The sequence below is a fragment of the Kiloniella sp. EL199 genome (genome assembly GCF_900313065.1).
Taxonomy (GTDB): Bacteria; Pseudomonadota; Alphaproteobacteria; order Kiloniellales; family Kiloniellaceae; genus Kiloniella.
This window is the reverse complement of record NZ_OMPU01000010.1, coordinates 745,214-769,745: the sequence shown is the minus strand read 5'-3', so window position 1 is coordinate 769,745 and position 24,532 is coordinate 745,214. Positions and strand designations below refer to the sequence as shown.

General features: G+C 45.3%; 29 protein-coding genes. 16 read left to right on the top strand and 13 right to left on the bottom strand.

Going from position 1 to position 24,532, the window contains the following annotated elements:
- Nucleotides 1-56 precede the first annotated feature (56 nt).
- Nucleotides 57-452: a hypothetical protein gene (locus D9A03_RS12135; RefSeq protein ID WP_120497436.1), complete on the top strand. Its 396-nt coding sequence runs from the start codon at nucleotides 57-59 to the stop codon at nucleotides 450-452.
- Between the two features lie 6 nt (nucleotides 453-458).
- Here the strand turns inward: D9A03_RS12135 and D9A03_RS12130 are convergent, their stop codons facing one another.
- Complete coding sequence (locus tag D9A03_RS12130; protein WP_120497435.1) at nucleotides 459-1,586, bottom strand: P1 family peptidase; 1,128 nt, start codon at nucleotides 1,584-1,586, stop codon at nucleotides 459-461.
- A gap of 241 nt (nucleotides 1,587-1,827) precedes the next feature.
- Here D9A03_RS12130 and D9A03_RS12125 point away from each other — a divergent pair, with 241 nt between their 5' ends.
- The 3 genes from D9A03_RS12125 to D9A03_RS12115 all read left to right on the top strand — a co-directional run bounded on the left by D9A03_RS12125 (nucleotide 1,828) and on the right by D9A03_RS12115 (nucleotide 4,993).
- A complete protein-coding gene (locus tag D9A03_RS12125; RefSeq protein ID WP_120497434.1) occupies nucleotides 1,828-2,733 on the top strand; it encodes a helix-turn-helix transcriptional regulator in 906 nt (301 codons plus the stop codon).
- Between the two features lie 66 nt (nucleotides 2,734-2,799).
- Nucleotides 2,800-4,062 carry a cysteine desulfurase-like protein gene (locus D9A03_RS12120; protein WP_120497433.1) on the top strand — a complete coding sequence of 421 codons (1,263 nt, stop codon included), beginning with the start codon at nucleotides 2,800-2,802 and terminating at the stop codon, nucleotides 4,060-4,062.
- A 283-nt stretch (nucleotides 4,063-4,345) separates the two neighbouring features.
- Nucleotides 4,346-4,993, top strand: coding sequence for a hypothetical protein (locus D9A03_RS12115; RefSeq protein WP_120497432.1), 648 nt, complete (start codon nucleotides 4,346-4,348; stop codon nucleotides 4,991-4,993).
- An 82-nt stretch (nucleotides 4,994-5,075) separates the two neighbouring features.
- Here D9A03_RS12115 and D9A03_RS12110 read toward each other — a convergent pair whose 3' ends face one another.
- From D9A03_RS12110 to D9A03_RS12100, 3 genes are all read right to left on the bottom strand, one after another.
- Entirely contained in the window at nucleotides 5,076-5,663 is a 588-nt protein-coding gene (locus D9A03_RS12110; RefSeq protein WP_120497431.1) for a hypothetical protein, read from the bottom strand.
- A gap of 91 nt (nucleotides 5,664-5,754) precedes the next feature.
- Complete coding sequence (locus D9A03_RS12105; protein WP_120497430.1) at nucleotides 5,755-6,120, bottom strand: hypothetical protein; 366 nt, start codon at nucleotides 6,118-6,120, stop codon at nucleotides 5,755-5,757.
- Nucleotides 6,121-6,179: 59 nt separating this feature from the next.
- Nucleotides 6,180-6,608 (bottom strand): hypothetical protein, encoded by a 429-nt coding sequence (locus D9A03_RS12100; protein ID WP_120497429.1) that lies wholly within the window; start codon nucleotides 6,606-6,608, stop codon nucleotides 6,180-6,182.
- 78 nt (nucleotides 6,609-6,686) lie between these two features.
- On the opposite strand from D9A03_RS12100, the gene D9A03_RS12095 reads away from it, so the two are divergent.
- Entirely contained in the window at nucleotides 6,687-7,268 is a 582-nt protein-coding gene (locus D9A03_RS12095; RefSeq protein ID WP_120497428.1) for an NAD(P)H-dependent oxidoreductase, read from the top strand.
- 104 nt (nucleotides 7,269-7,372) lie between these two features.
- Here the strand turns inward: D9A03_RS12095 and D9A03_RS12090 are convergent, their stop codons facing one another.
- A complete protein-coding gene (locus D9A03_RS12090) occupies nucleotides 7,373-7,765 on the bottom strand; it encodes a helix-turn-helix domain-containing protein (protein ID WP_120497427.1) in 393 nt (130 codons plus the stop codon).
- A gap of 464 nt (nucleotides 7,766-8,229) precedes the next feature.
- Between D9A03_RS12090 and D9A03_RS12085 the strand changes: the two genes are divergently transcribed.
- The 3 genes from D9A03_RS12085 to D9A03_RS12075 all read left to right on the top strand — a co-directional run bounded on the left by D9A03_RS12085 (nucleotide 8,230) and on the right by D9A03_RS12075 (nucleotide 10,263).
- Nucleotides 8,230-9,537, top strand: coding sequence for a DEAD/DEAH box helicase (locus D9A03_RS12085; RefSeq protein ID WP_120497426.1), 1,308 nt, complete (start codon nucleotides 8,230-8,232; stop codon nucleotides 9,535-9,537).
- A gap of 208 nt (nucleotides 9,538-9,745) precedes the next feature.
- Nucleotides 9,746-9,988 (top strand): hypothetical protein, encoded by a 243-nt coding sequence (locus tag D9A03_RS12080; RefSeq protein WP_120497425.1) that lies wholly within the window; start codon nucleotides 9,746-9,748, stop codon nucleotides 9,986-9,988.
- A gap of 41 nt (nucleotides 9,989-10,029) precedes the next feature.
- Nucleotides 10,030-10,263, top strand: a complete 234-nt coding sequence (locus D9A03_RS12075; RefSeq protein WP_120497424.1) for a hypothetical protein — start codon at nucleotides 10,030-10,032, stop codon at nucleotides 10,261-10,263.
- Nucleotides 10,264-10,315: 52 nt separating this feature from the next.
- On the opposite strand, the gene D9A03_RS12070 is transcribed toward D9A03_RS12075, so the two are convergent.
- Together D9A03_RS12070 and D9A03_RS12065 are read right to left on the bottom strand one after the other, a co-directional pair.
- On the bottom strand, nucleotides 10,316-10,984 hold the full coding sequence (locus D9A03_RS12070; RefSeq protein WP_120497423.1) for a recombinase family protein: 669 nt from the start codon (nucleotides 10,982-10,984) through the stop codon (nucleotides 10,316-10,318).
- Nucleotides 10,985-10,991: 7 nt separating this feature from the next.
- Nucleotides 10,992-11,540, bottom strand: a complete 549-nt coding sequence (locus D9A03_RS12065; protein ID WP_120497422.1) for a helix-turn-helix domain-containing protein — start codon at nucleotides 11,538-11,540, stop codon at nucleotides 10,992-10,994.
- Between the two features lie 199 nt (nucleotides 11,541-11,739).
- Between D9A03_RS12065 and D9A03_RS12060 the strand changes: the two genes are divergently transcribed.
- Entirely contained in the window at nucleotides 11,740-12,567 is an 828-nt protein-coding gene (locus tag D9A03_RS12060) for an AzlC family ABC transporter permease (RefSeq protein WP_216825455.1), read from the top strand.
- Entirely contained in the window at nucleotides 12,560-12,859 is a 300-nt protein-coding gene (locus D9A03_RS12055; protein ID WP_120497421.1) for an AzlD family protein, read from the top strand. Before D9A03_RS12060 ends, D9A03_RS12055 begins: the two co-directional genes overlap by 8 nt.
- 1 nt (nucleotide 12,860) lies before the next feature.
- Here the strand turns inward: D9A03_RS12055 and D9A03_RS12050 are convergent, their stop codons facing one another.
- Nucleotides 12,861-14,828, bottom strand: coding sequence for a PAS domain-containing hybrid sensor histidine kinase/response regulator (locus D9A03_RS12050; protein WP_120497420.1), 1,968 nt, complete (start codon nucleotides 14,826-14,828; stop codon nucleotides 12,861-12,863).
- Between the two features lie 330 nt (nucleotides 14,829-15,158).
- On the opposite strand from D9A03_RS12050, the gene D9A03_RS12045 reads away from it, so the two are divergent.
- The 4 genes from D9A03_RS12045 to D9A03_RS12030 all read left to right on the top strand — a co-directional run bounded on the left by D9A03_RS12045 (nucleotide 15,159) and on the right by D9A03_RS12030 (nucleotide 17,039).
- Nucleotides 15,159-15,407, top strand: coding sequence for a hypothetical protein (locus D9A03_RS12045; RefSeq protein ID WP_120497419.1), 249 nt, complete (start codon nucleotides 15,159-15,161; stop codon nucleotides 15,405-15,407).
- 21 nt (nucleotides 15,408-15,428) lie between these two features.
- Nucleotides 15,429-15,608 carry a hypothetical protein gene (locus tag D9A03_RS12040; RefSeq protein ID WP_120497418.1) on the top strand — a complete coding sequence of 60 codons (180 nt, stop codon included), beginning with the start codon at nucleotides 15,429-15,431 and terminating at the stop codon, nucleotides 15,606-15,608.
- A 17-nt stretch (nucleotides 15,609-15,625) separates the two neighbouring features.
- Nucleotides 15,626-16,024: a hypothetical protein gene (locus tag D9A03_RS12035; RefSeq protein ID WP_120497417.1), complete on the top strand. Its 399-nt coding sequence runs from the start codon at nucleotides 15,626-15,628 to the stop codon at nucleotides 16,022-16,024.
- A 148-nt stretch (nucleotides 16,025-16,172) separates the two neighbouring features.
- Nucleotides 16,173-17,039, top strand: a complete 867-nt coding sequence (locus tag D9A03_RS12030; protein ID WP_120497416.1) for a hypothetical protein — start codon at nucleotides 16,173-16,175, stop codon at nucleotides 17,037-17,039.
- On the opposite strand, the gene D9A03_RS12025 is transcribed toward D9A03_RS12030, so the two are convergent.
- From D9A03_RS12025 to D9A03_RS12005, 5 genes are all read right to left on the bottom strand, one after another.
- The gene (locus D9A03_RS12025) at nucleotides 17,040-17,684 is read right to left on the bottom strand and encodes a LysE family translocator (RefSeq protein ID WP_120497692.1); all 645 of its coding nucleotides are present in this window, start codon (nucleotides 17,682-17,684) and stop codon (nucleotides 17,040-17,042) included.
- Between the two features lie 127 nt (nucleotides 17,685-17,811).
- A complete protein-coding gene (locus D9A03_RS12020; RefSeq protein ID WP_120497415.1) occupies nucleotides 17,812-19,536 on the bottom strand; it encodes a tetratricopeptide repeat protein in 1,725 nt (574 codons plus the stop codon).
- A 99-nt stretch (nucleotides 19,537-19,635) separates the two neighbouring features.
- Nucleotides 19,636-20,511 (bottom strand): ABC transporter permease, encoded by an 876-nt coding sequence (locus tag D9A03_RS12015; RefSeq protein WP_120497414.1) that lies wholly within the window; start codon nucleotides 20,509-20,511, stop codon nucleotides 19,636-19,638.
- Complete coding sequence (locus D9A03_RS12010) at nucleotides 20,504-21,271, bottom strand: ABC transporter ATP-binding protein (RefSeq protein WP_120497413.1); 768 nt, start codon at nucleotides 21,269-21,271, stop codon at nucleotides 20,504-20,506. The genes D9A03_RS12015 and D9A03_RS12010 overlap by 8 nt, the downstream gene beginning before the upstream one ends.
- A gap of 131 nt (nucleotides 21,272-21,402) precedes the next feature.
- A complete protein-coding gene (locus D9A03_RS12005) occupies nucleotides 21,403-22,416 on the bottom strand; it encodes an ABC transporter substrate-binding protein (RefSeq protein ID WP_120497412.1) in 1,014 nt (337 codons plus the stop codon).
- A gap of 366 nt (nucleotides 22,417-22,782) precedes the next feature.
- On the opposite strand from D9A03_RS12005, the gene D9A03_RS12000 reads away from it, so the two are divergent.
- Together D9A03_RS12000 and D9A03_RS11995 are read left to right on the top strand one after the other, a co-directional pair.
- Nucleotides 22,783-23,439 (top strand): DUF6058 family natural product biosynthesis protein, encoded by a 657-nt coding sequence (locus D9A03_RS12000; protein ID WP_120497411.1) that lies wholly within the window; start codon nucleotides 22,783-22,785, stop codon nucleotides 23,437-23,439.
- A gap of 123 nt (nucleotides 23,440-23,562) precedes the next feature.
- On the top strand, nucleotides 23,563-24,447 hold the full coding sequence (locus tag D9A03_RS11995; RefSeq protein ID WP_120497410.1) for an NAD(P)-dependent oxidoreductase: 885 nt from the start codon (nucleotides 23,563-23,565) through the stop codon (nucleotides 24,445-24,447).
- The last annotated feature ends 85 nt before the right edge of the window (nucleotides 24,448-24,532 follow it).

Sequence of the window (24,532 nt, the reverse complement as noted above, 5' to 3'; positions counted from 1 at the left end):
GAAGATAGAGATTAAGAACATAACAATTTAGACTGGATAGCGAGGAAAATAAACAAATGTCATTAAAATTTTCTTCGACTGCTTCGCCAGACAACACCACCCTCTATTCAAACAATGCCCCCGATGTTTTCAGCCGTGGAAGCCTGATGTTCACCTTTGAACTTTTGCGTAAACACAACCCTGAACTGGCATTGACTATCCGTAATATTGTGCATGGCACACCACTGGATAAATCCGATCAGGATATTGACTGTCAAAATACTGACCACTTTCGGGTTCAGATAAGCCCGCTTCAGGTACGCGCCATTGTCGAAGGGCTTGTTGCCCAGGATATCCCTTCTCCCTCACCAGAAAATATGGGCAAAGTAATCATGGCAAAAGCTTTACTTGATGAATGGGCTAAACTCGCCAGAAAAATGCTGCAAGAACTTCCTGAAGAGCAAAACGGCTAATTATTCTTAATCTTTGACCAATTTCCTCAACACAGAATGCGGCAGTGCCGGAACAAAATTTCCATCTCGTCCCTCCATGTCTTCATTGGCGACCATTGAGTTAATTATCGCTTCTTCAGTCGAGCGGATAACAGCTTCGAACAGAAAATCCAGATCATCGTCTGGAATAAAGGCGGCGTTTTGAATGGCTGATTTTGTCTCTGCCAAGGCATCGCCATTAGCGGTTGAAAAGGCAAGAAAGATATCACCTGACCCATGCGCCCCGATCCCGCCGGTTTTTCCCATTCCCAAAGCGGCGCGACGCGCCAAACGCTTGAGTTGATGGGGAAGCAACGGTGCATCTGTCGCTACAATACCGATAATAGAACTCAGTTCAGGATTAGCAGTCTTTTCAATCATTCTGGGTTCAGACAACTCTTTGCCAATGGAATGCCCCAGAACAGTCAAATCATCCCGGTTTCCAAAGTTGGATTGTACAAAGGTGCCAACAGTGTAATCCTGCCCGGCATAGTTCACCCGACGCGAAGCTGTACCTGACCCAGCTTTGAAACCAAAGCTCTTCATACCCGTCCCGCCACCGACACTCCCTTCTTCAATCGGGCCGGATATTGCGGTTTCGATTGCCTCGAACACATGTTCATTGGTGACATGAAAGCCGTTGATATCATTTAAAAAACCGTCATAGGTTTCAGCAGCGACAGGCAAGCCAAAACTATCCAGAAACTCAACAGGGTAAACCTGACTGGCCCAGCGCAGGGTCGCATCTCGGGTCAAACCACAGGCGTGGGTGTTGGTTATGGTAATCGGCAAGGTTAGCAAACCAACCTCTTCCAGGTAATGAGAAGACGTCAGCTCACCATTTCCGTTAAAGGAAAAACATCCCGCAAAAACGGGCGTACATATCTCTGATTTTGGGCGGGGTAAAATAGCCGTAACACCTGTCCTTACAGGACCTTTGCCAACCTGTAAGGCCCCTTGCCCTTCGATCAGGGTTGCATAGCCAACACTAACTCCGCTGACATCTGTAATAGAATTGTGCTGCCCCGTTTCACCGGGAAACTGCAAGCCAAGGCCCGCCACCCTCATCTTCCCCGCAGGCGTCATCTTCTTGCTGTCAAAGGAAATATCAGACATGGCAAACTTTCAGTTGTTCAATTAGGCATCAAGAACTCTTGCCTTGTAGTATCGTCGGAAACCAGACCTCACGCAACTTTCCCCCTTTTTAACAATATCATTTATTCTAACAACACATGATATTGTATAAAATTAACCCCACCTAATTAGACAGCTATGCAGATCTTGATATACTTCTTGGCAAACAAAGCCCCATAATTCAACAACACTCAAATCAGATTACAGGTCAGGGAGGTTTTGGATGACAAGTGAAATCGTACAATCAACAGGCTTTAAAAGTAACCATGACTATGCCCATTTCAATACCTCTCTTTGGATCAGCGGCCTAATTAACAACATCGGCAATAGCGACTTTTTTCCCTGGATCGCAGAACAGTTAAAACACGTGATTTCCCACGAATTCTGCGTGATCTTTCAATATGAAAAAGAACGGCGCCCACAGGTTCTCTATGACGGTTTAAGCCCGCTAGGGTACCGGGAGGGTTTGCAAAATTTCCTGCAAAGCACCTGGCAGATCAACCCCTTTTACTACGCCTGTCGTGAAGGCCTGAAACCCGGCCTGCATACGATGGAGGCCCTGTCCCGAAAAACCTCATCAAGCTCTTATTCAGAAAAAAACCAAGCATCTGCTGATTACAAGATGCGCCCCGATCAAATGGAAGAAATCGGCTATGTCACAGATGGCTGGCCCATGGGTATGCAGGAATTGATGCTGGCTGTTCCCCTGCCCGGTGATGATGTCATCGAAATTTCCCTGTCACAAAAGATCGATCACACGGATAAAAATGCTCCCTTGCTTGAACAGGCACAAGAACTGGTACCTGTTATCGTCAGTGCCATCAAAAAACACTGCGAAATCTTTGGCTTGTACCAGATTCCCCATCATCATCCCCCCTTACCAGCGCTTGATTCCTTAACCCCACGTGAAAAGAGCATTATGGATTTGATCCTCTCTGGCCATAGATCAGAAGCAATTGGTCTTCATCTTGGCATCGCCCTACCAACAGTAAAAACACACCGCAAGAACCTCTATCACAAGCTCGGCATTTCATCACAAGCAGAGCTTTTTGCGTTTGTTTCTCAGACAGCTAATAAAAAGCTGACCGTTTTCTCGCATCAAAAAGTTCAAACTCATCCTTTGGGATGATTGTCTGTCCCCCATAGTCCTGACAACAATTCTTGCAGAACAAAGTAGTTTTTCGAGGATTAGAATATGGCCTTCCCGATTCAAAGCGTCCGCGCGCAATTCCCTTCCCTGTCCCTGACAGATCGCATAAACGGCACGGAACAAAGACGAATTTATCTGGATAATCCCGCCGGAACACAGGTAACATCGTGCGTGATTGAAGCTGTCTCGGACTGTTTTCTTAACGCCAATGCCAATCTTGGCGGATACTTTCCAACATCGATTGCCGCAGAAAAGGTCGTTGATGATTGCCATCTCGCCATGGCCGATTTCATGGGAACCGATGATCCCGGCGAAATCATTATCGGCGCAACCATGACAACGCTAACCATGCACATGTCGCGGAGTATCTGTCGTGACTTCAAACCGGGGGATGAAATCATCGTTACCCGCATGGATCACGAAGGCAACGTTGCCGCATGGTTAGAGATTGCGCAAGATCTGGATCTGGTGATCAAGTGGGCCGATTTCGACAAGGCGAGCTGGAAAATTGAGCCGGAACATATCAAAAGCCTGATCACCGACAAAACAAAACTGTTGGCCCTGAACTACGCCAGCAATCTGACCGGGGCCATCAACGACGTTAAATCGATTATTGCTGAAGCTCATAAATCAGATGTGCTGGTTTATGTTGATGCGGTTCAACTGGCCCCGCATCACCAGATTGACGTCAAGGATCTGGGCTGTGACTTCCTGATCTGTTCACCCTATAAATTCTTTGGTCCTCATATCGGGGTTCTCTGGGGCAAACGATCTCTGCTTGAGAAAATGCACGCCTATAAATGCCGTTGCGTACCGGAAACATTGGCTACCAAGTATGAAACAGGCACTCCGGCCATAGAACTATTAGCTGGCCTGACCGCCGCCATAGATTATTACGCGTGGCTGGGCGGCGAACTGGGCCAGACCGGGTCCCGCCGTGCGCAAATGACCACGGCCTTTAACGCCGCAATAGAATACGAAGAAAACCTGACCAGTCAGTTGATCGAAGGTTTGCAAAAAATTGATGGTGTGGAAATCTTTGGCCCTACAGCACATAACCAGATGAAGTCGCGTGTACCCACCGTGTCTATCCGCCACAACAAAGTAAAACCAGATCCTCTGGCAAAGGCTTTAAGTGAAGAAAATATCTTCGTCTGGAGTGGCCATAACTACGCCATTGGTGTTGTTGAAAGTCTGGGCATCCCAATGGACGAAGGTATCTTGCGTATTGGCATCGCCCATTACAACACCGCAGAAGAAGTAGAGACAATCCTTGATTCGATTGAAAGCATCGTGACGAACGTTTAACGCTTTACGGCATCCGGCCGAAAACAAAACGCCCTCATACCTTCTGCCTCCCCTGCGATATATGGTAGATGTATTATGAGGGCTTTTCGTTATGAGTTTTTTTCCGGGTTATCCTCATTTGGACCTGCTCTCATAAAAGTGAAGGCAAATCATATCCCGTGACTGGCCTCGTGTCTGATTTACCGGCCATACTCAATACCAAGAAAATGACACGCCTATTTCAATTTTTACGCCAACGTTTTGAGCCTCATCGTTTAAACATATAAACGGAGATATTCATATCATGACAATATCAAAAACCTTTGCCGTCGCCGGAACGCTTTTTCTGATGGTGATACCACAGGCAATGGCAGCCGAAGATCACCCTATGGGCTTTTTCGTGACATCTGTTGGTTCCGGCCAAGGCGGTAATCTTGGTGGACTGGAAGGCGCGGATGCCCACTGTGCCAAGCTTGCCGAAGCTGCGGGGTCAAAGGGGCGAACATGGCGGGCCTATCTCGGCACACAGGAAGAAGGCAAACGCGGTGTCTCCCCACGGGATCGGATTGGCCTCGGTCCTTGGTATAATGCCAATGGTGTTCTCATTGCCAGCGACGTCGACCAACTCCACCTGAACCCCAACATCGTCATGCGTACCGCTGTCGATGAAAATGGCAATCGTGTTAACGGACGCGGCGACAAACCAAACCAGCACGATATCCTCACCGGGGCCATGTCAGACGGCACTGCCTATTTCCCAAGGGATAAAAATGATCACACATGTAGCAACTGGACCAGCTCCAGCGAAGGTGCCGCCACCGTCGGCCACCACGACCGACACGGCGGCGGCAACACATCCTGGAACGCCGCCCATGACAGTCGCGGTTGCAGCCAAAGTGATCTGACAAAAACCGGTGGTTCTGGCCTGTTCTACTGCTTTGCCGCGGATTAGAAGAGTTTTGATAAAACAGGCCCATAAGGAGCTATGACTGATGGGCCTGTTTTGTTTATCCAGGAGAGTTTTTAATATGCTTTTAAATTAGGCGACGACCATCAGCAAAAAGTCGGCCATCAACATTACTAAGAGTTATATATCCCTCTTTGAAAATTCTTTCTAAAAACAGATTTTGTTCAAGATTAAGAACTTGATAAAAGCCCCCTTTTGAACCAACAGCAGACCAAAGAGGACCATATTTAAACACTTCAAGAATAAAGTCTCTCAAAATATCTTTCACAAAAGGTTCTGACTTTTCAAACGCATCAACCATCAATGCCAAGCACGGCTGCGCACTTTCTTCATCAACAAGTTTTTTATTACTCGTAAATACGCACGCCGCATAGTTCGAGCCAAGATTGCAAATTAAATATATGGCAACCTTAATAAAATCTATCCCAGTGATATCAAGTTCACGAGGAATACACTGTCCTTTATCAAGCTTTATTGTCCGCAGACTCACACAGTCATTATAATAATCTGCTAGCACAGTGTCGGCGAAATCATCTTCGACACATCCATCCCATGCCTTAAACCATTTTGTTTTATTTTTTGAGAATACTTCTTTCTCATCTATACCGGAAATTTCTTCTGGTTTAATCCAGTGATAGGGACCATCAGTCGCCATTATTACTTCTAAATCACATAGCGCTAAGCGTATCAACAAAGGCCTTTAATCCTAAAAAAGGTAGCTAAATAGGTACAATCAAGAGAGAAAATTAATCCAATAATTCAACACGTATTTCAGGTGAAATGAATACCCAAGTAACGTATCTATCATCGGTAGTGTTTATATGTAATTCTAATCTGTCGTTTTTGTACTCGGCATGCAAAAGCAGTCCAACGGCCCCTATATGGTAAGAAAGCGCATGAAACATACTTTTCTGAACACCGTCCAGCCGTCCCAATGCATCTGTCCATTTTTCAATGACAAGTTTACAAGGATATTGCCTAGTATCCCACTCTGCGACAACCTGATTACCATTATCTTCGAAATAAATTTCCACTATTTTTTTCGTCTCGTGGTAGAAAAAACCATCCGATGGCACATCATCAAAACTGTACCCAACTATCTCTGCTGACATTAATTTTTCTCTAAACCTTTAAGTTCCAATATTAGGCTCAAGCTTATTCTTCTTCCTAATTACCCGACAAAACTCTCTATGGCTTCAACAGAGACTGACCATTCAGAAATTGGCTCACCGTCTTCAGCCTCGGCTTCTCGCTCTGAAATGCTGTTCGAAATATTATTTTCATCAAACGATACTTCATCAAGAAACAATATCTGATTTTGAATATAAACCTTGTTTTCCGCCCGATACATAGGCCATGTCACAAGAAAATTTGCATTGTCAGAATCTTTCATAGACGTAATCAAAGCCGTCTTTTCGCAGCCACTTAATAGATCTTGGCATGCTTCTCTCCACTGCTTTCGATAATCATTGACATTCCAATATGCTAGTGGTGCATAAATACTCTCCGAAAAATCATCTATCTTGATAGTGCCCAACACACAGGGTTCATCATAATGAACTACTGCGCCATCTGATAAAGAGATCGAGAATATCGACATGTTTAAATTCATTGCTCAAAGTTTTATTGTGTTTCATAGATACCAAATCAAAATAACTTATTACGCAAGGAAAATACCGTGAAATGTCTCGTTGTTATTGCGCATCCGCTGGAAGACAGTTTATGCAAACATCTTGCGAAGGAGACAATCGCGCATTTAAAGACTAAGGGCTATGAAATCACGGTAAAGGATCTCTATGCAGAGAACTTTGCGCCTGCACTCACCGATGCCGAACGGCAGAGCTATTTTACAGAAAGCTTTGACAGCAGTGCTATGGAAAAAGACATCCGGCAACTCAAAGAAACACAAAGCCTTGTTCTGATCTTTCCGACCTGGTGGTTTAGTTTCCCTGCTATACTAAAGGGCTGGTTCGACCGGGTGTGGGCGCCGGGGCATGCCTATGATCACGCCGATGACAACAAAGCTATTTTGCCCAGGCTCGACAATCTGGTCGAGATGAAAGTCGTTACAACGCTTGGTTCCCCCAGATGGGTTGATCTGTTGATTTTGCGTCAACCGGTTCGACGTGTCCTTAAAACCGCAATCCGTGGCACCTGTGCACCCAAATGTCGTTTTCAGATGCTTTCCCTTTACGATAGCGAAAGCCTGAGCAAGGAAAAAGTGGATCGTTTTATCCAGAAAATCAGAAAGCATTTTTAATCAAACACCTAAGAAACCCTTTGAAACAAACCAATCCACTTTTATAAATTTAACTCTGATAATAATTTAACTCAGGCGACAGGCTGAATTCAAAAAACTCAAGATTACAGCTGGGCAGCGTCCTGCTCGGCCTGATCATCTTTGATGCCACGCTGGACACGGTTTACTTCGCTGGAAATTTCAAAAAGAAGCTGCACCATACGTTCGTGCATGGACTGCAGACGAGTAATCTTGCTCTGTAGATCAGCAGTTTCAATAACTTCAACATTCGGTGGCAGGCTGGTATTGTCTTCGGATCCTTCCAGCAACCAAATCATATTCACGCTCAAGACACCGGCCAACGCGACAAGTTTGTTGGCACGAGGCTCTGAACGATCACTTTCCCAATTATTCATGGTCGAGACTTTAACACCGACACGGCGCGCAAGCTGGGATGCGCTCAACCCCTTACTCTTACGTGCTGCCTCGATACGTTCGCCCATCGTGATATAAGTCATAAAAATTTCCTAATATAATTCAACAAAGCATTCATAAACGAACCTTCGAGATCATCACTTATATGATAACAATAACGTGAGAGTGTATCCCTATGGCTCTACCCAAAGGGATACACTTTTGATCACATCACCACAAGAGAAACTTTCATCAGGTAATCATCAATACAAATTAAGATATTGATTTTAAACATATTAACTATAGAAGTCTTCTTTAAAAGTATAAGAACACCTCCATACAAGCACTCATTCTACCGATCAGCTTTTCATCTTTTCCTTTATCTGTGCCGCTTGTTTTTATGTCCTGAAAACAGATATCATAAAAGCTTGCGCGCGATATTTAGGAACCTCAATCACTCATCTTGAATACAGCCATCACATGGCTGCCTAATAGTATCGCTGATTAACAGGGGAACTATTCAGCTATAGTGAAACCGAACTCTTTTTTGATTTGAAATTAGGCAATAATGAACAGCTTTTCCGATCTTGGCCTTAGTGCCCCCATTCTCCGTGCAATCAAGGAAAGTGGTTACGAACAAACGACGCCGATCCAGTCACGGGTTATTCCCACAATTCTGGAGGGAAAAGATCTGATTGGCGTTGCCCAGACCGGAACCGGAAAAACCGCGGCCTTTTCATTGCCTTTGATACAATGCTTGCTCAAAGATGAAGGCAAGCGCAAAGCCAGAACAGCAAGGTCCCTGATCCTGGCCCCCACTCGCGAACTTGTAATCCAGATTTCTGATAACATTTGTGACTATTCCAAATATCTGCATCTGCGCAGCACGATCGTCTTTGGCGGCGCATCAGAAAAACCGCAAATCAAGGCAATTATCCCCGGTGTTGATATCCTGATTGCAACGCCTGGTCGCTTGCTTGATCTTATGTCGCAGGGCCACATCAAGCTAAACGAAGTTGAATTTCTGGTACTTGACGAAGCTGACCGGATGCTCGACATGGGCTTCATCCACGACATCAGGAAAATCATCAAAGAACTGCCTAAAAAGCGGCAAACGGTTCTGCTATCGGCCACCATGCCAAAGTCTGTCACTACCCTTGCCAATTCCATTTTGATCAAACCGGTTCGTGTTGAGGTTGCCCCTGCTGCCACAACAGCGGAAAAAGTGAGACAATATGTCATGATGGTTCCCAAAAGCCGTAAGCGCGACCTCTTGGCGCATGTTCTCAAAGATACCGAGATCAAGCGTGTTCTGATTTTCACCAGAACGAAACACGGTGCGAACCGCGTTACCACATTTCTTGAAAAACAGGGTATTCCTTCTGCAGCTATTCACGGAAACAAATCACAGAATGCCCGTCAACGCGCCCTTAATGATTTCCGCGATGGTGCTGTTCGTGCACTTGTTGCCACTGATGTTGCTGCACGGGGTATTGATATCGACAGTGTCACCCACGTCATTAATTTCGAACTTCCGAACGAGCCGGACAGCTATGTTCACCGTATTGGTCGGACAGCCCGCGCAGGTGCCACAGGTATTTCCTATTCCTTCTGCGATCATGAAGAACGCACCTATCTGAAAGATATTGAAAAGAACATTCGCCAAAGCGTTCCGGTCTTTGAAAGGCATCCTTACCACGAAGAAGGCATGGCCCCGGCCCCAACTGACAGTGCGAAAAACGGAAAGACTGGCGGAAGGCCAAACCGGAATACCCGTAACAGCAAGCCCGGCAATAAAAATCGCCGCAGCAATTCACAAAAACCATACAAAAGAGCAAAGACAACAGCAGGCAAACAAACGGTAAAGCCTAATTAAGACAACTCTGATAACAAATCAGGTAATCATCCGAATGATTGATCGAGCAACCGACCTGTCAACCAAAAGAGCAACTAACCCAGAAACAGATACATGTTTCCCGGCGCTGAATAATTCTGAGAAATAATGGGGACAGAAGCAAAAAAACCTTTAGGATTTTTGTTAACGTTCCACAGACAACACTCACGATCAGGGCTTTTATCAATTGGTGAAACCACGCCATAGCAGATCAGACGAACAGGATGTTTTCCTAGAGCTAAATATCTTTGAAAACACCTCTGTTTATGTTTATTTTGGTATATTCTGGTACTTCACAGGCACTTCGGGTACCCTATTCGATAAGGCTCGAAATATGACATCTGTCACCATGGTGACATCGGAAGATATCCAGAACCTCCTCCGGTACAGTTTTCCGGACGGTTTTATTGGTTGTTGTGTTGCCAGTGTTTAATCTCACTTTTAAAGGAGTTTGGGCTTAAAGGAGTTCAATTCATGGCCTACAGTGCAAAAAATCTGGGTGATGCTTTGGGGAAAGAAATGGCGCATGGATATCGTGCACGCAAAATAGCACGACTTGCCAGCAAAATTCATCACAATCATCGCAGGGAGCTTTCCCGCTATCTCGATTGCAAGCTAATGCAACTTACAGCAATGGAAGAAGGCCCGGAATTCGAACTTTCCGAAGGCGAAATGCAGCATCTGATTTCAGAATTGCAACGCCATTAAACGCTTCTTGCCTACCCTGAACGGATCATCAGTCAAGTTAAAGTCTAAAAGCTCAATTGGAACAGGCTTTACCCAGTTCAAGCTCCTTAAGACGGTTTGATAATGTAGCTTTACTAATATTTAAAGCCTCTGCCACCGCTGATAGTGTTGGCTTTGCGCCAACGTCATCTGGTGGCGACAACAGAACTATTGCTGCTTCAATATCCTGTCTGGACACCAACTTTGATTTATTTCCTTTATCTTCTTTGATTGATTGGGGAGCTTTATTCGCAACTTTTCGCGCTTTTTCTGTTTGGTCTTTTGTTTTTTGGGAATTGGCCTTACCAGACTTGGCATTACCCATACCCTTGAGGGTGCGTTCTATGGACAAATCCCGTTCATTATCTGCGAGTGCCGCGATAAAGCCATGGAACATCTTTCCCAGAGGTGTCCCGGAATTCAACCCCTCGCACAGCGATTGAAAATAGATCTCGCGAGACTGCAAATCCTGTAGAAAAGTAATCAGATCAACGGTGCGCCGACCAAGTCTGTCCAATCGCCAAACCACCAGACTATCGCCAGCCTCCAACTCAGCCAAAGCTTCTTCCAAGGCAGGGCAAACAACCCGATTGGACGCCAGAATTTCAGAGAAAACCTTTTCACAGCCCTCGTCCTGCAACGCCGCAATCTGCTGATCCAGATTCTGCCCCTCACCCGATACCCGCGCGTAGCCGATCTTCATAACGCGATCACCCCGGGTTTTCCATTATCAGGATAAGCATCGCTTTGTCTGATAGTGCTTCGTAGGAGTGCTTTACATCCGCTGGATAGCGAAAATAATCGCCCTCAGTTAATTCTTGCAAATTGTCAACAGGGCCAAGGCGGACCTGTCCGCGACAGACAAAAGCATGCTCAATTGTGTTTTGTGTATGGGCCTCAGCCTCTCTCACAGAGCCACTTTTGAGATAAACGCGATAGATATCCCGTCGGCAAGATGTCGGACAATCCGCCAATAATGTCGAAGAAAGTTCAGACAAATCAGACGATAACTGATCTTCTTCGTCGGCCCTGATAATTCTGAAATCTGCTTTCGGTGTCTCAAACAAAAAGCTCAACGGAATATTCAATGCAGAAGCGATAGCCCACAGAGTTTCAAGACTGGGATTACCCTGCCCCCCCTCTAGTTGAGAGAGGGTTGATTTGGCAACACCCGCTTGGGCAGCCAAAGCAGATAAACTCATCTTCGCGCGGGTGCGCTCTCGTTGTATCGCCTGCGCGATCAAAGAAACCGGGGTCATATCCTCAATTCAGCTCTCTATTTCGTTTTGTATAAAAAACGAATGTTCTATTTGACGAACAATCATTGTTCGTTCATTATACAAAACAAGAGACTTATGTAACGAACAAAAATCATACTTTTCAGATTGCTTGTCATCGATAGCTTTCGGGCCTGCTTCAAGAAAGTGAACACAATGATTTTTGTCAGGAGATCGCCCTATGAACGACCAGACATATACAGAACAGCACCCTGTTGGCGGGCTCTCTGCACGTAACCATCCAAAGGGCACCCCTTCGCCCGCACGTGATCCTTTGGGGGACAACAGCCCCAAAACGGTTATGGCATCGGACATAAAGGCCGGCATAAAAGATGCCTCGCCCATTCTGTTTGCCATTGTCCCCTTTGCCGCAGTTTTTGGTGCTGTCGCCATTGAAAGCGGACTGAGCTTTTGGGAAACCATACTGACATCGCTGTCAATCTATGCCGCGGCCAGTCAATACGTCATGGTTGATCTGATGGGCCAGAATGTTCCTGTCTGGTCCATTGTTCTCGCCGTCTTTGCGGTTAACTTTCGGCATGTGCTCTACTCAGCATCAATCGGACGCACAATGGGGGCTTTTTCCCCTCTTCAAAAAGCATTGGCTTTCTTTCTTCTGGTTGATCCCCAGTTTGCGTCCTCAGAAGCACGTGCTGCCAAATCAGGTCTTAGGCCAGCTTATTATTTTACCTATGCAGCAATGATTTATTCCACATGGATCGCGGCCAATTGTGTCGGAGCCTTGTTTGGTTCTCTGATTAATTCTCCTGCTACCTATGGTCTGGATTTCATCTTGCCCCTTTATTTCACCGGCCTTGTCGCAGGCTTTCACAAGCGCCCGAACTTCATCCCCGTTCTTGCCATTAGCGCAGGTGTCGCTCTGATCGCCTGGTTCATGATCGGAAGCCCTTGGCATATTACCCTTGGTGGCATCGCCGGATTAATAACTGCGGCAACGTTAAGCAAACCTGTTAAACACAAAATGGACGAGGAAGCAGCAAATGCATGATAATACGGTTCTGTTAATCCTTGCCTGTGCCCTTGCCACCTATGCGACGAGAACAGGAGGTCACCTGATCCTTTCGCGTTTTGGCACAACACATCACCGCCTTGAAGCTGCACTAGAGGCTGTACCAACCGCCGTCTTGGCCGCGTTGGTTGCGCCATCACTGGTTACCAACGGCCCTGCCGAAGCCCTCTCCATTGTCATCGCAGGCATCATCGCCCTGCGGTACTCACTTATGCTCAGTGTGCTCGCGGGTATAATCTGTCTGATTGTGTTACGGGGTATAGTGGCCTGATCTAGGCGTATGCAACCATCTGGCCGTCTTCGATTTTGATCCGGCGGGTTATCGGCAGGTTAAATTGTACACTTGTTCCCATACCTTCTTGGCTTTCAATCCTGAAGTTTCCGTCGTGCAACTCAACAAGGGCGGCAGAGATTGCAAGGCCAAGTCCGGTTCCTTCATGCTGTCTGGAGATCTGTCCATTGGCTTGCTGAAAAGGCCTTAACACAGCGGGCATATCTTTTTCAGCAATACCTATTCCCGTATCCCTGATTTCAAAGCAGATATCACCCGTTTCTTCTTCGCGGATACTAAAATGGACTTCGCCACCTTCTTTGTTGAACTTTACCGCATTGGATAACAAGTTATGTAAAACCTGTTTCAGCTTTTTAGCATCAGCATTTAAATAAATATCGTCCTGCAAATTTGCTGAGACAAACGTTATATCTTTCTCTCTTATTTCATTCTGAAACGTACTTGTCATTTCCTTGTTACAAAAGGTGATCAGGGATTTCGCATCAAAAGTATCTTCACTGAGCTCCATCACATCGGCTTCTATACGCGAAAGGTCGAGAATATCGTTCAGGATTTCCAAAAGTCGATTTCCGGATTGATAAATATCCTGAGCAAAATCAGCATAATGTTTGTCATCATCCTTTTGCTGAGCCGTTTGAATAATTACCTCGGAAAAGCCATTGATTGCATTCAACGGGGTTCTGAGTTCATGGCTCATATTGGTCAGGAATTGTGACTTAGCCTTGTTGGCTTCTTCGGCAACAATCTGAGCTTTTTCAGCCTGCATCTTTGCTTCACGCAATTTCTTTTCAGCAATATAACTTATTGATATATCACGCCCCGTTCCACGATAGCCGGCAAAGCTACCGTCATTGTTATAGTATGGATTTGCAGAGAGAGATTGATAGTGCTGACGATCTTCCTTGCAGATATAGCTAAATTCCATATCCCGAAAACATCCCTCTTGAGCCATAACATCCAGATAGCTATCAAGGTTTTCTACGCGGATACGGTCGTGTTTCAAGGCATTCCAGTTTTTCCCAACCATGTCTTTGGTCGAACCCCCCGGAATATCGGGAAAACCATCAGATACCATCGTAATATTCAGATCCTGATCCGTTTCCCAAAACCAGTCCGACGCAGAGTTGGCAAAATCGGTAAAGCGCTGTTCATTCATCGCCCGCTCTGCCACGCGCAAATCAGAAACCCGGGATAACAGAACATTCAGGGCTGTTACCATTTCCCCAAACTCGTTTTTAATAAGGGATCCTGACATGGCAACACGATCAGTATTCCCCGGATCTTCTTGTGCTCTGACCAGATGCCCCCGTAACTCCAAAAGCGGGTTGAGAACCATACGCCCGAGAAACACAAGCGCCACAACAGAAATAGAAACGGAAATAAGAAGAACCAGCCCAACAATACGCCACGTAAACGCCGTGAGTTCTGCTGCTATCCAGCTAGCATCCAGACGACTTATGACAACAAAGGGCAATCCGGTTTCTTGTGGCAACCATACAGTATCATAACGGGTTTCATCACTATTCAGACGCGCCTTTTCCTGATTTTGCCTATAGTCTGTCAGGGTTAATTCCGGCACCTCACCAAACGAGCCAATTTTCTCACCGCCCTCATCATAAAGGCTACCGCCTTTGAAGCTCGTAATTCGGGAAATTTTCTCACCAGTAATCAGGGGATTTTCCTGTTCAGCACCGCCAGTTCCCAAAATGGAACGCACATGATTCTGAAAGCCGGTAATCACCGCCGTTTGCCCTGTATCAGCCAAGCGGGCAAGAAGATCACGCTTAAAATTATTATAGGAAGGAACCAGAATAACGGCTTCAACGACCAGAATGCTCATAAAAACAGTAATGGCAATTCTTGTTGAAAGCTTGCTTCGGCTGAGAGCCAGAAAGCCGTTCATTATTTTACGAATTTTTGTGGCAGGTGCCTGTTCCGCCTTACTCATTATTCGGCCTTATGTCTTCTATTCATGTTCTGTACGCCTTTGACAAATCAAGATTGCCAAGAGCACAAAACTTTCTATATCCCGTTGGACATAAAGCACCCATCGTGTTGATGAGGCATTACGTTCACAGGACGTAAATTCAGTGTGGTTGGCGACACACTGATGCGAGGCATTTAATATAGGGATCTATGATTAACGTTTCTTCTGTCCTACGATCACTCTTTTGTGACTACTACAGGCTATGGTAGTGTTACCTTTCTTAAAGTATTGGTCCGCAAGACTTTAATAAACGTAAACCTTCAAGACACAAAACAGATAAGCGAAAACCAAATGAAAAAAGCAAAGAAACAGGAAACATTTCTGTTTAACTATTGGCGGGATTATTGGCAAAACGCTGCGCCCAAAAGCTGGCTTTTCCTCTTTGGGAAACCGCCTTTGGAAGAACCATTAAGTATGAAAGTTGCCCGCAGTTATACCCAAGCCATTCGCGCCCAAGAATACAGCCCGGAAAACTTACTGATCCATTTGTCCAATCAACTAAAGCAGATTGACCAAATTCGGGATAGAGAAAATACCTGATTCGGGCGTATCTACAACAAAATGGCTGGCGATAACCCTCGTATCATTACACTGGATGGTACCGTGATCCTGCAACTTTACGATACTGTTGAGGAAATACCGGCCATCACTATTGACCGACAGAAGCTTTATGAAGTTGATCATGTCGTGCTAAGAGCGCTCTATAACCAAGCATCGCAAATAATTTCGCCAACATCCTGAGAACAGGATATTCGAAGATGAATATTAAAAAATATAATGATCCCCACGAAAACTCTGGTTTCAGAGATGCAATTACGCATGGGGTTACAGAATTTCTTGCTACCGCAACCTATAGCCCAGAGAACCTGATCATCGTGACCGAAAAAAAGCTCGAGGCAATGCGTGAAATCATTGATAGGGACAAAACATTTTGGGGGCGTTTTAAAAACTGGTTTAACGGCGAAAAACCAGACCGCATTCTGGTCGACGGCGGCATGCTGATTCAACTGTTTGAATTATCGAAACAGAAATCCCCCTATACAATTACCCCAAGCCATCAATACACTATTCCCTATTCAGACCTTTTTGAACTCTACAGAAAACTCTTATTGGTTTTAGCCCCTGAGAAGGTTGTAAAACTTGATAACCAGAATTAAAAACGACACTCGGGTCAGATTTTTAACCAACCAAAACAATTCTGTAATAATGCGGGGCTATTGTCCAAAGTGATATAAGCCGTGAATAGATACCGAATGTTTGCACAAATAACGTAAGCATTGATCTGACAAGAAGAATGTCCCGCGAATGAAACCAAATCTGGCAGAACGCTTTTTACTGGATGAATGCAATCCAGAGACAAAACGGATTTTGGAAACAGAAATCGATGAAATGATTTCCGGGCGTGGCCCCCGGTTTCGTGAACACCATTTCAATCTCTATGACATCAAGCTGGATGCCATCCGCCGCAAGGTCGGTATTTTTGACATCTTTGACCCCAAGGAAAGTGGCCGAATGGAACTGGAAATGTTCCACTTTCGCCTGCTCCTCAAACGTCTGACCAGCCAATCTGTACCTGATAACTATGGGAAAGCAGGCTCTGGGGTTCTTAATTTTCTGACATCAAGTGCCAAGAAACTCTCCCCGCGCAAAAACAGCATTGCCTTTAAGAACAAGGTCCTAAAGAAAAAACGTGAAATCTATAGTCTTTATGAAACCACACCGGCCCTGCCCCGGAAAATCACCACGCTCGGCCTGATCGAAAACAACAAAAAACTCACCCTGTTGGTTCAGGACAACACTAAGGGAAAAGACACCCCGCAAACAGAACAGAAAGCCCGATTTTGCATCTGCTTTCCCAAAACCATAAGTTATCGCCAATCCACAGAAAGCTATCGCCTGCGGATGCTCGCAACCATGGATCCATCGCTTGTGGCCTCAACTGGCTATGGGCTTTTTACGGTAGAAAATTCTAAATTTTTCAAATGGCTGGACAAAGAAAGCTACAACCGTTTTGAAAAACGTGCCCCAACCCACTACCTGTTGATCACGCATCACGAAGTTTACGACATCCTCAGCTATCACCCGCCAGAGGTAACAGAGCTTCAGCCAGACACCCTGTGCCAACAAAATCATACAATGGAACAGGGCTTTTCAATCTGGGATCTGGTGTAGCTATCTGCTCAAGGCAAGCCGCGTTGCCAAGCCGACAAAGATAACACCAAGCAGGCCGTCAATGTGTCTTCCGAGGTTCCTCGTTGATTTCAATCGGTTGCCAAGGACCTGTCCGATTTGGCTAAAGAAGAGAGAAAATCCGCAGTTCATTAAAAATGCAAAACCGGAAAAAAGAAGGCCAAGGATTAGAATTTGTGCCGTTAAACTACCTGTTCCCGTCGTGAATTGAGGCAGGAAAAGAGAAAAGGAGAGCAAGGCTTTTGAGTTTAGCAAGTTACTTAAAAGCCCTTTGCAAACAAGATCATATTTGCTCAAAGAGGTATCATCAGGCCGATCAAAAGATAATCCGTCCTTCCGATACCAGCACAGCAAACGTTTATAGCCCAACCACCCCAAATAACAGGCACCGACAATCTTCACGCCAAATGCAACACTTGGCATTGCCTGCATAAGCTGACCAAGGCCAAAAGCAACCAGCAATGTCTGGATAACACCCGCGATAAAAATCCCCAACGAAACCATCAAACCAAAGCGAAATCCACGAGTAGATGAATAAGCAGTGATCAAAACCAGATCAGGCCCCGGTGCGATAACTACAAAGAAAATCGCCGTCAAAAACAACGGTAAAACAGACACATCAATCATGCCCAGAAACATCCTCGTCAGAAAAAAGATGAACTGTATTTTGATGTGATCAGATGTTCATGACCAATGAAATTTATTGATGCGTCGGATAAATAAAAACTAATCTTTCTAAACTTACTCCGCTTATCTAATTGGTAAGCTTCTCATAACTCCGACAAGCAACATCACTTCCAAACAAACAACTCTCTTTATAATAAGAAATTGCCTTTGTTATATTTTTCTCAACACCTAACCCCCGGCTACTTGCATTCCCCATGTAAACACAAGCCTCAACCATGCCACTACGACAAAAACGTTCTTGTTGTTGAGCCAATTTTTTTTCAGGTTTTATGTGAGCGTAAAGGTATAAAAAACTTAAGCCATCACAACCTTTTGACAACCTACCATCACAAGCCAATTTAAAAGCAATGAATGAGGCTCTGTAATCTTTTGTTACCCTCATCCCCTGTTTAAAAGCTTCACCAAGATATAAGCAGGCAGCATAAATATTTTTTCTACAATCTTTTTTGATGCCAGAAATTGAAACCGCTTCGTAATCCACTGATCTATCATCAGTTTTATTTTTTTTGTTTCTATAGAGGTTCGACAACTGAATACAACCATAAGCATTTTCACCAGAAAAACAAGATTTCCTATAAGCATCTTCGGCAAGGGCATAGCTCTTCTCAACACCCTTTCCTCTCATATACATCTCGCCAATTTTATCACATGCCTGATAAATATTCTCATCGCATGCTTTATCATAAAGAGTTGCAATTTTCTCTACTTCGCTGTCAGATCTATTGAAACGATTCAAAAAACCCGCCAAATTATAACAACCGATAGGTTCATTTTGGTCACAAGCTAGTTGAAAATAACGGGTAGTTTTTTCTTCGTCACGCGCGACAACATTCCCCAAAATATGTTTGGTTCCGAGATATGTACATTTTATTGCATCGCCATTTTTACACTGGGTTTCATAATTTTGTATGTATTTCAAAGCTTCCCGTTTTTTACCTGCTTCGTTCATATTTGCGATCGAAATCTTCGTATCGAACTTATCCTCACCAAGTGAATTAAGCCTTTTCAAAGAAGAACAGCTGCGTCTATTTTCTAAAGCACATCCCTTCTTGTAATAAGCAACCGAATTAGCATAATTTTTTTCAACCCCTAGGCCTTGGATGTACATAAATGATAAATACTTACAACCATCACTTTCTATTAGGTCACAAATTTGGTGTGTCTCAATGATCTTTTTGTCACGTTTTTTCCCAACCTCCATCCCCTTTTCATGAAGAAACCCCAAATACAAACAACTGTCCCCGCCACCTGCTTCACAAGAAGAATTTAAAAGATCAACAGCCTTTTTCCTGTCTTGATCGACACCACGCCCAATAGAATAAAAGAAAGCAGCAGCTGCACACCCGTTAATAAAACCACCGTCACATGCTTTTTTAAAATTAGCAAAAGCAAGATATTCATTACGATTTAAGGCTTCGCCTTTGTTGTACATACTACCAAGATGAAAACAGTTTTCTGCGTTGCCATTTTTGCAAGATTCGGTATACAGCGTGACTCGCTTTTTATCGTTATCCCACTTCCGTTTAACGCTGATAGATTTTTCGCAAGCTTCTTTATAACCACCTTCACAAGCCAAATTAAAATATTCTAAGGCCCTACGAACATCAGGTAAAACCTTGTTCCCAGGAATATATAATTCGCCCAGTTGATAACAACTAAAGGCATCCCCCTGCTCACATTTTTCTTTTAATCTAGTTACCGTTGGATCTTCATATTTATTTGAATAAGACGGAGTATTAATAAATAAAGCCAATACAGGAATCAAAAAAAGTATAAACTTGAATAATGACATAAGACCATTGCCTTAAAAGGAGAATTATAAATACAATAACTTAAGCTAAGTAAATTAACTTCAATAAGCAAATATTGGCTCTGAGCTTCTATTTTTAACTCACACCCGCCAACGCAACACTCGCTTTTCAATCAAGCCAATAGCTGAATTCACAAGCACACCAAGGATCGAAAGAATGGCAACGCCTGTGAAAAGGCGTTCGAGATCATAGAGTGATCCGGCCTGAAGGATATAGGCACCGATACCATATTCTGCGCCCAGCATTTCGGCGGCAACCAACAGGATAATGGCGATGGCAAGCGCAATCCGCAGGCCAGAGAGAATGCCTGCCATGGCCCCCGGCAAGACGATTTTACGCACAATGGAAAACCACGCGAGGTTAAAGCTCTGCCCCATGCGGATCAGGCCGCGATCCACGTTGTCCACGGCCCCATAGGTGGCAACAACCATCGGCGTGAAGGTTCCAAAGGCAATGAGGGCGTATTTGGATGCTTCGTCAATGCCAAACCAGATCACAAATAGCGGCAACAACGCAATCTTTGGCACCGGGAAGAGAGCTGCGATCAAAGGAACCAGCCCTGCCCGGACATAAGAAAAGAGGCCAATGGCAATTCCCAAGCTTACACCCAACAAGGTCCCTATCGCCGCCCCGATGACAAAGCGCATCAAACTGGGAACCAGATGCATCCACAGCAATCCTGAACTATAAAGCTCGAAGAAGGTATTTAAGACATCCGATGGTTTGGGGATCGTCAGAGCCGAAATAAACCCTATGCGGGTTCCGGCTTCAAGAAAGGCAATAAGAACAAAAAACACCACAAAACCCATCCACGGGCGAGATACCGGTGCAAATCCGCCACCCCGAAAGGGAACAGGTTGTTGTTTACTTGCCAAACTGGAGCCAGATGCTTGCTTTGACTCGCCGGACGTTGAATTCCAAGGTTTCAAACTCTCGGGTTTTGACGTCTCAGGCATTGATCAACTCCGCATCTGCGGCCACGGCCTCATCGCGCATCATCTGCCACAAGTTATTTTGTTGTCGTTCCAGATCAGGGTCGGCGTGCTTGCGCTCAGACAAAGGTTTATCAATGGTCACAATTTCACGTATTTCCCCCGGACGGCGAGAAAGTACAATAATCCTGTGCCCCAAACGTACGGCCTCGGCCAAATTGTGCGTTACATAGACAGCGGTAAAGGGTTTGTGGGTCCAGAGCGAGACAATATCGTCCATCAAAAGTTCGCGGGTTTGACTGTCCAGCGCCGAAAGAGGCTCGTCCATCAACATCACAGCAGGGTTCACCGCCAAAGCGCGGGCAATGGCAACCCGCTGTTTCATACCGCCAGAAATCTGTTTGGGGAAAACATCCGCAAAATCGCTGAGCTTACAACGGGCAAGAACATCGTTGATAATCCCAAGGCTTTCCGCCTGACTAATCCCGTGATCTTCCAAAACCAGAGAAATGTTTCCCGCCACAGTACGCCACGGCAACAGGGCAAAGTCCTGAAATACATAAGTCAGCGGATTGAGGCACCCTTCAGAAACATCACCGACCTGAAGAATGTCACCCAAAGTGGGCCGTTCCAACCCACCAAGCAACCGCAACAGCGTTGATTTCCCACAACCAGACGGCCCGACGATACAAACAATCTGCCCCGAAGCAATATCCAGATTTATATCGCGCAGCACTTCTCTGTCGCCATAGTTATGATGAATGCCAGAAAGCTTAATATCCATAACGCCAACTTGTTATAATCATATGGAAACAGCGAAGCATAAACTCCGCCGCTTAAAATTCCGTGCCAGCAGGCTGTCTGACAATAGATCGGCTGCCAATAGACCGTCTACTGGCAAGTTAGATAACACCCTCAAAGAGTTTTGACGTAACTCGTATCAATAAGCTGATCCAGACCGATCGTACCGTTCACCAGCTTTTCCGATTTAAACCAGTTCAACTGTTTTTCAATTGATCCCACATTCATCGCCACACCCGGGTTCAGTCGCATAGATCCGTTAATAATGGATTTAGCCGCCTTTTCCCGTGGCTTGTCGGCATAGACATACTGATGGATCAGATCGACCATTTCTTCACGCCCCGCATCGCCTAACGAGCCATCAACCATCGCGACGTTATAATCGGCAATACCTTTGCTGTAGGCCGAAATAAAGTTTCTTGTCATTTCCGGTTCTTCTGCCGCATTCTTCGCAGAGGTAAAGGCAGTCGTTACCTGATAATTCGGCAGATAATCCGACACATCACCAATGATATGAACTGCGCCTGACCCGGCCAGAGGTTTGGCAATGTGCGGAACGATAGACCAGGCATCAATTTGTCCGGTTTTCAGTGCACCGATAATGGCCCCAACCTTCTGGAGTGGCTTGAACTTCAGGCCCACACCTTCCTTCGCGGCAACTTGGGATCCCATGTAATGGAAGGATGATCCAGCTGTGGTCATGCCAAATGTCTTGCCATCCAGCTTGTCCGGTGATGTTACCCCAGATTTGAAGGCTGCATCAGACACCAGTATTTTCTGCCCATCAATGCCCTGTTCTTCTGACAGAACCCCACCGATCACCTTGATGGCCCCTTTATCAGCCAGCGAAATCAATCCGCCAGAAATGGCTGTCACCCCAAAATCAACGTCCCCCGATGCGATGGCAACGGCCATAGGCGTTGCCGCCTGAAAGAATTTCAGTTCAACATCCAGACCCATTTCCTGAAAGTAACCTCGCTCCAACGCGATAAAGCTTGCCGAATGACTGGTAAACCGAAGCGCACCAACGGTAATTTTACGGTTCTTGGAAAAAGCAGGTGTTGCCAAAGTGGAAGCAGCCAGAGTGCCGCCCATCAATGCAAGCGCTTCGCGCCGGTTCAGTTTCATTTTTTCAGCCTTTGTTTACTCGTCTTTGTTCACTGGTCGCAGATTTTCATTTCCTGATAGATAAAGTGCTCACTGCCTCATGAAAATAAGATGTCGGGCACAACGGGAAATGACGCGAATAGAGGTTATGTTGACGTAAGAAAGAGTTATTCAAGAGAAAGTAGTGCCCAAAATAGTCCATCCGGTCAAGTGATGCGATCTAGAATCATCATCAAAAATGGCAGAAACTGAATACTGATATTAATTGCTATCGCCTGTTAAAAATTTGATCACTTTAAAATTCATACTTCGTTTACTAGCGAAGCATTTCATAAAATATAAGTGATAGAACAGAGATTACTTTTTTAGTTTATTTGGACATGTGCAATGTTACTCAACTATCTTTATGAAAACTTCTATGAAGAAGCTTCTCTTCTAAAACAATCCCTGATTTCTCAAGGTCAACTTAGGCTTTTTACATCGCAGAGAATAGCACCACGGCCATCTTATGTGATTGCCGCAAACTTCGACGCTGTTTCTTTTGTCAGCCAAGCTGCACTTTCGGAAACCTGCCGTTTTTATTCCAAAACCTACCCAAAGTGGCTCAACATATTAAAAACTGAAAATCTGGATACAGAAGACAAAGCCAAAGAATATTTTAAAAAGGCTTATCAGGACGCAGAGCAAAGCTTCTTTGAAAATGAGCTGGGCAAGGATCTGTTAGAAGAACATCCAACTTTGCCTGACTATTTGACACCTGAACATTTTAACGAGACATGGGACCATTTTCTCAAGGGGGTCTTTGGGGTCTGTACACGAGAAAATTTGCCACAAGGTATTTTTGAAAAACAGCTTCTCGTGCGCTTTATCGATTATATGAAACAACATCACAGTCCAGAGAATATATCCCCTCTTAGCATATCACGACTGCAAACTGCCGTTGGTTTTCTGGACAAGTCAGAAGCCGACTTTGCCCCACACGAGGTTCCTACGACTTCACGCCAAAGATGCATCAATGATGTCAGGGAACAGTATAGAATTTAACGTATTTGGTAACTGTTCCATAAAGAACCCTTGCGCCTAACACTTTGGTAGATAGAATAAAATTCTCGTCCGAGGATGCTTACTCCCCTGACAATTCTCTACGGTAATCCAAGGTATAACAACATGGCACGCATTGCATTTTTAGGAACTGGCCTGATGGGCACAGGTATGGCTGGACAGCTTATTGATGCGGGGCATAATGTGCATGTATACAACCGAACGCATGAACGTGCGATGCCATTGGTAAATCGCGGAGCCACATTGGCAACCTCTCCGGCGATGGCCGCACAAGATGCCGATGCGATCTTTGTCATGGTCGGGGATGATATTGCCTCAAAAGCTATATGGATGGGACCAGAAGGCGTATTGAGTGCCAACCTCAAGCCCGGCACATTAGCTATAGAATGTTCAACTTTGTCCCATGACTGGATCGAGGAACTATTCATCGCGGCAAAAACATCAGGGCTGGATTATCTGGACTGTCCAGTTACCGGATTACCCGATGCAGCCGCAAATGGGCAACTCACCCTCTTTCTCGGGGGAGAACAAAGTACTATTGAAAAAGCTAGCCCTTATCTGGAAGTCATTTCATCAAACCAGCTTTATTTCGGCCCCGTTGGTTCTGGCACAGCCTATAAGCTGATCGTCAATCTAATGGGATCGATACAGATCGCTGCTGCAGCAGAAGGGTTGATAGCCGCCGAACGCGCCGGGCTGGATCTTGAACTTGTTGCAAAGTCACTCGGTATGGGCGGATGCGGCAGTCCACAAGTCGCACGCAATGCCCCGCTGATGGTCGAAGGACAACACGAGAAAGATGTTCTATTCTCTACCAAATGGCGTCTAAAAGACACGGACTATGGTTTGAAGTACGCCCATAAGCTTGGCCTGAACCCACAGATAGGCTCCGCCACGCTCGATGCTTTTCAGGGGGCAATGGACGACGGATATTCGGCCTCAGCAGAAACCAAAGTTATCGACGCTTTGCGCAAGCGCTTACCACGATAAAGCTAGCGTACATTAAACAAACACAGGGATCTCGCGTTTTAAATTTTGCCAAGCTGTACTTGGATTCAATCCAAGGTGATGACTT

Coding starts and splice junctions, on each gene's coding strand:
- D9A03_RS12135 (WP_120497436.1), top strand. CDS start 57: ATGTCATTAAAATTTTCTTCGACTGCTTCGCCAGACAACACCACCCTC.
- D9A03_RS12075 (WP_120497424.1), top strand. CDS start 10,030: ATGGCCTACAGTGCAAAAAATCTGGGTGATGCTTTGGGGAAAGAAATG.
- D9A03_RS12055 (WP_120497421.1), top strand. CDS start 12,560: ATGCATGATAATACGGTTCTGTTAATCCTTGCCTGTGCCCTTGCCACC.
- D9A03_RS12020 (WP_120497415.1), bottom strand. CDS start 19,536: ATGTCATTATTCAAGTTTATACTTTTTTTGATTCCTGTATTGGCTTTA.
- D9A03_RS12105 (WP_120497430.1), bottom strand. CDS start 6,120: ATGTCAGCAGAGATAGTTGGGTACAGTTTTGATGATGTGCCATCGGAT.
- D9A03_RS12070 (WP_120497423.1), bottom strand. CDS start 10,984: ATGAAGATCGGCTACGCGCGGGTATCGGGTGAGGGGCAGAATCTGGAT.
- D9A03_RS12010 (WP_120497413.1), bottom strand. CDS start 21,271: ATGGATATTAAGCTTTCTGGCATTCATCATAACTATGGCGACAGAGAA.
- D9A03_RS12065 (WP_120497422.1), bottom strand. CDS start 11,540: ATGACCCCGGTTTCTTTGATCGCGCAGGCGATACAACGAGAGCGCACC.
- D9A03_RS12050 (WP_120497420.1), bottom strand. CDS start 14,828: ATGAGTAAGGCGGAACAGGCACCTGCCACAAAAATTCGTAAAATAATG.
- D9A03_RS12100 (WP_120497429.1), bottom strand. CDS start 6,608: ATGTCGATATTCTCGATCTCTTTATCAGATGGCGCAGTAGTTCATTAT.
- D9A03_RS12085 (WP_120497426.1), top strand. CDS start 8,230: ATGAACAGCTTTTCCGATCTTGGCCTTAGTGCCCCCATTCTCCGTGCA.
- D9A03_RS12030 (WP_120497416.1), top strand. CDS start 16,173: ATGAAACCAAATCTGGCAGAACGCTTTTTACTGGATGAATGCAATCCA.
- D9A03_RS12040 (WP_120497418.1), top strand. CDS start 15,429: ATGGCTGGCGATAACCCTCGTATCATTACACTGGATGGTACCGTGATC.
- D9A03_RS12115 (WP_120497432.1), top strand. CDS start 4,346: ATGACAATATCAAAAACCTTTGCCGTCGCCGGAACGCTTTTTCTGATG.
- D9A03_RS12120 (WP_120497433.1), top strand. CDS start 2,800: ATGGCCTTCCCGATTCAAAGCGTCCGCGCGCAATTCCCTTCCCTGTCC.
- D9A03_RS12110 (WP_120497431.1), bottom strand. CDS start 5,663: ATGGCGACTGATGGTCCCTATCACTGGATTAAACCAGAAGAAATTTCC.
- D9A03_RS12000 (WP_120497411.1), top strand. CDS start 22,783: ATGTTACTCAACTATCTTTATGAAAACTTCTATGAAGAAGCTTCTCTT.
- D9A03_RS12090 (WP_120497427.1), bottom strand. CDS start 7,765: ATGACTTATATCACGATGGGCGAACGTATCGAGGCAGCACGTAAGAGT.
- D9A03_RS12060 (WP_216825455.1), top strand. CDS start 11,740: ATGAACGACCAGACATATACAGAACAGCACCCTGTTGGCGGGCTCTCT.
- D9A03_RS12045 (WP_120497419.1), top strand. CDS start 15,159: ATGAAAAAAGCAAAGAAACAGGAAACATTTCTGTTTAACTATTGGCGG.
- D9A03_RS12035 (WP_120497417.1), top strand. CDS start 15,626: ATGAATATTAAAAAATATAATGATCCCCACGAAAACTCTGGTTTCAGA.
- D9A03_RS12015 (WP_120497414.1), bottom strand. CDS start 20,511: ATGCCTGAGACGTCAAAACCCGAGAGTTTGAAACCTTGGAATTCAACG.
- D9A03_RS12025 (WP_120497692.1), bottom strand. CDS start 17,684: ATGATTGATGTGTCTGTTTTACCGTTGTTTTTGACGGCGATTTTCTTT.
- D9A03_RS12005 (WP_120497412.1), bottom strand. CDS start 22,416: ATGAAACTGAACCGGCGCGAAGCGCTTGCATTGATGGGCGGCACTCTG.
- D9A03_RS12130 (WP_120497435.1), bottom strand. CDS start 1,586: ATGTCTGATATTTCCTTTGACAGCAAGAAGATGACGCCTGCGGGGAAG.
- D9A03_RS12125 (WP_120497434.1), top strand. CDS start 1,828: ATGACAAGTGAAATCGTACAATCAACAGGCTTTAAAAGTAACCATGAC.
- D9A03_RS11995 (WP_120497410.1), top strand. CDS start 23,563: ATGGCACGCATTGCATTTTTAGGAACTGGCCTGATGGGCACAGGTATG.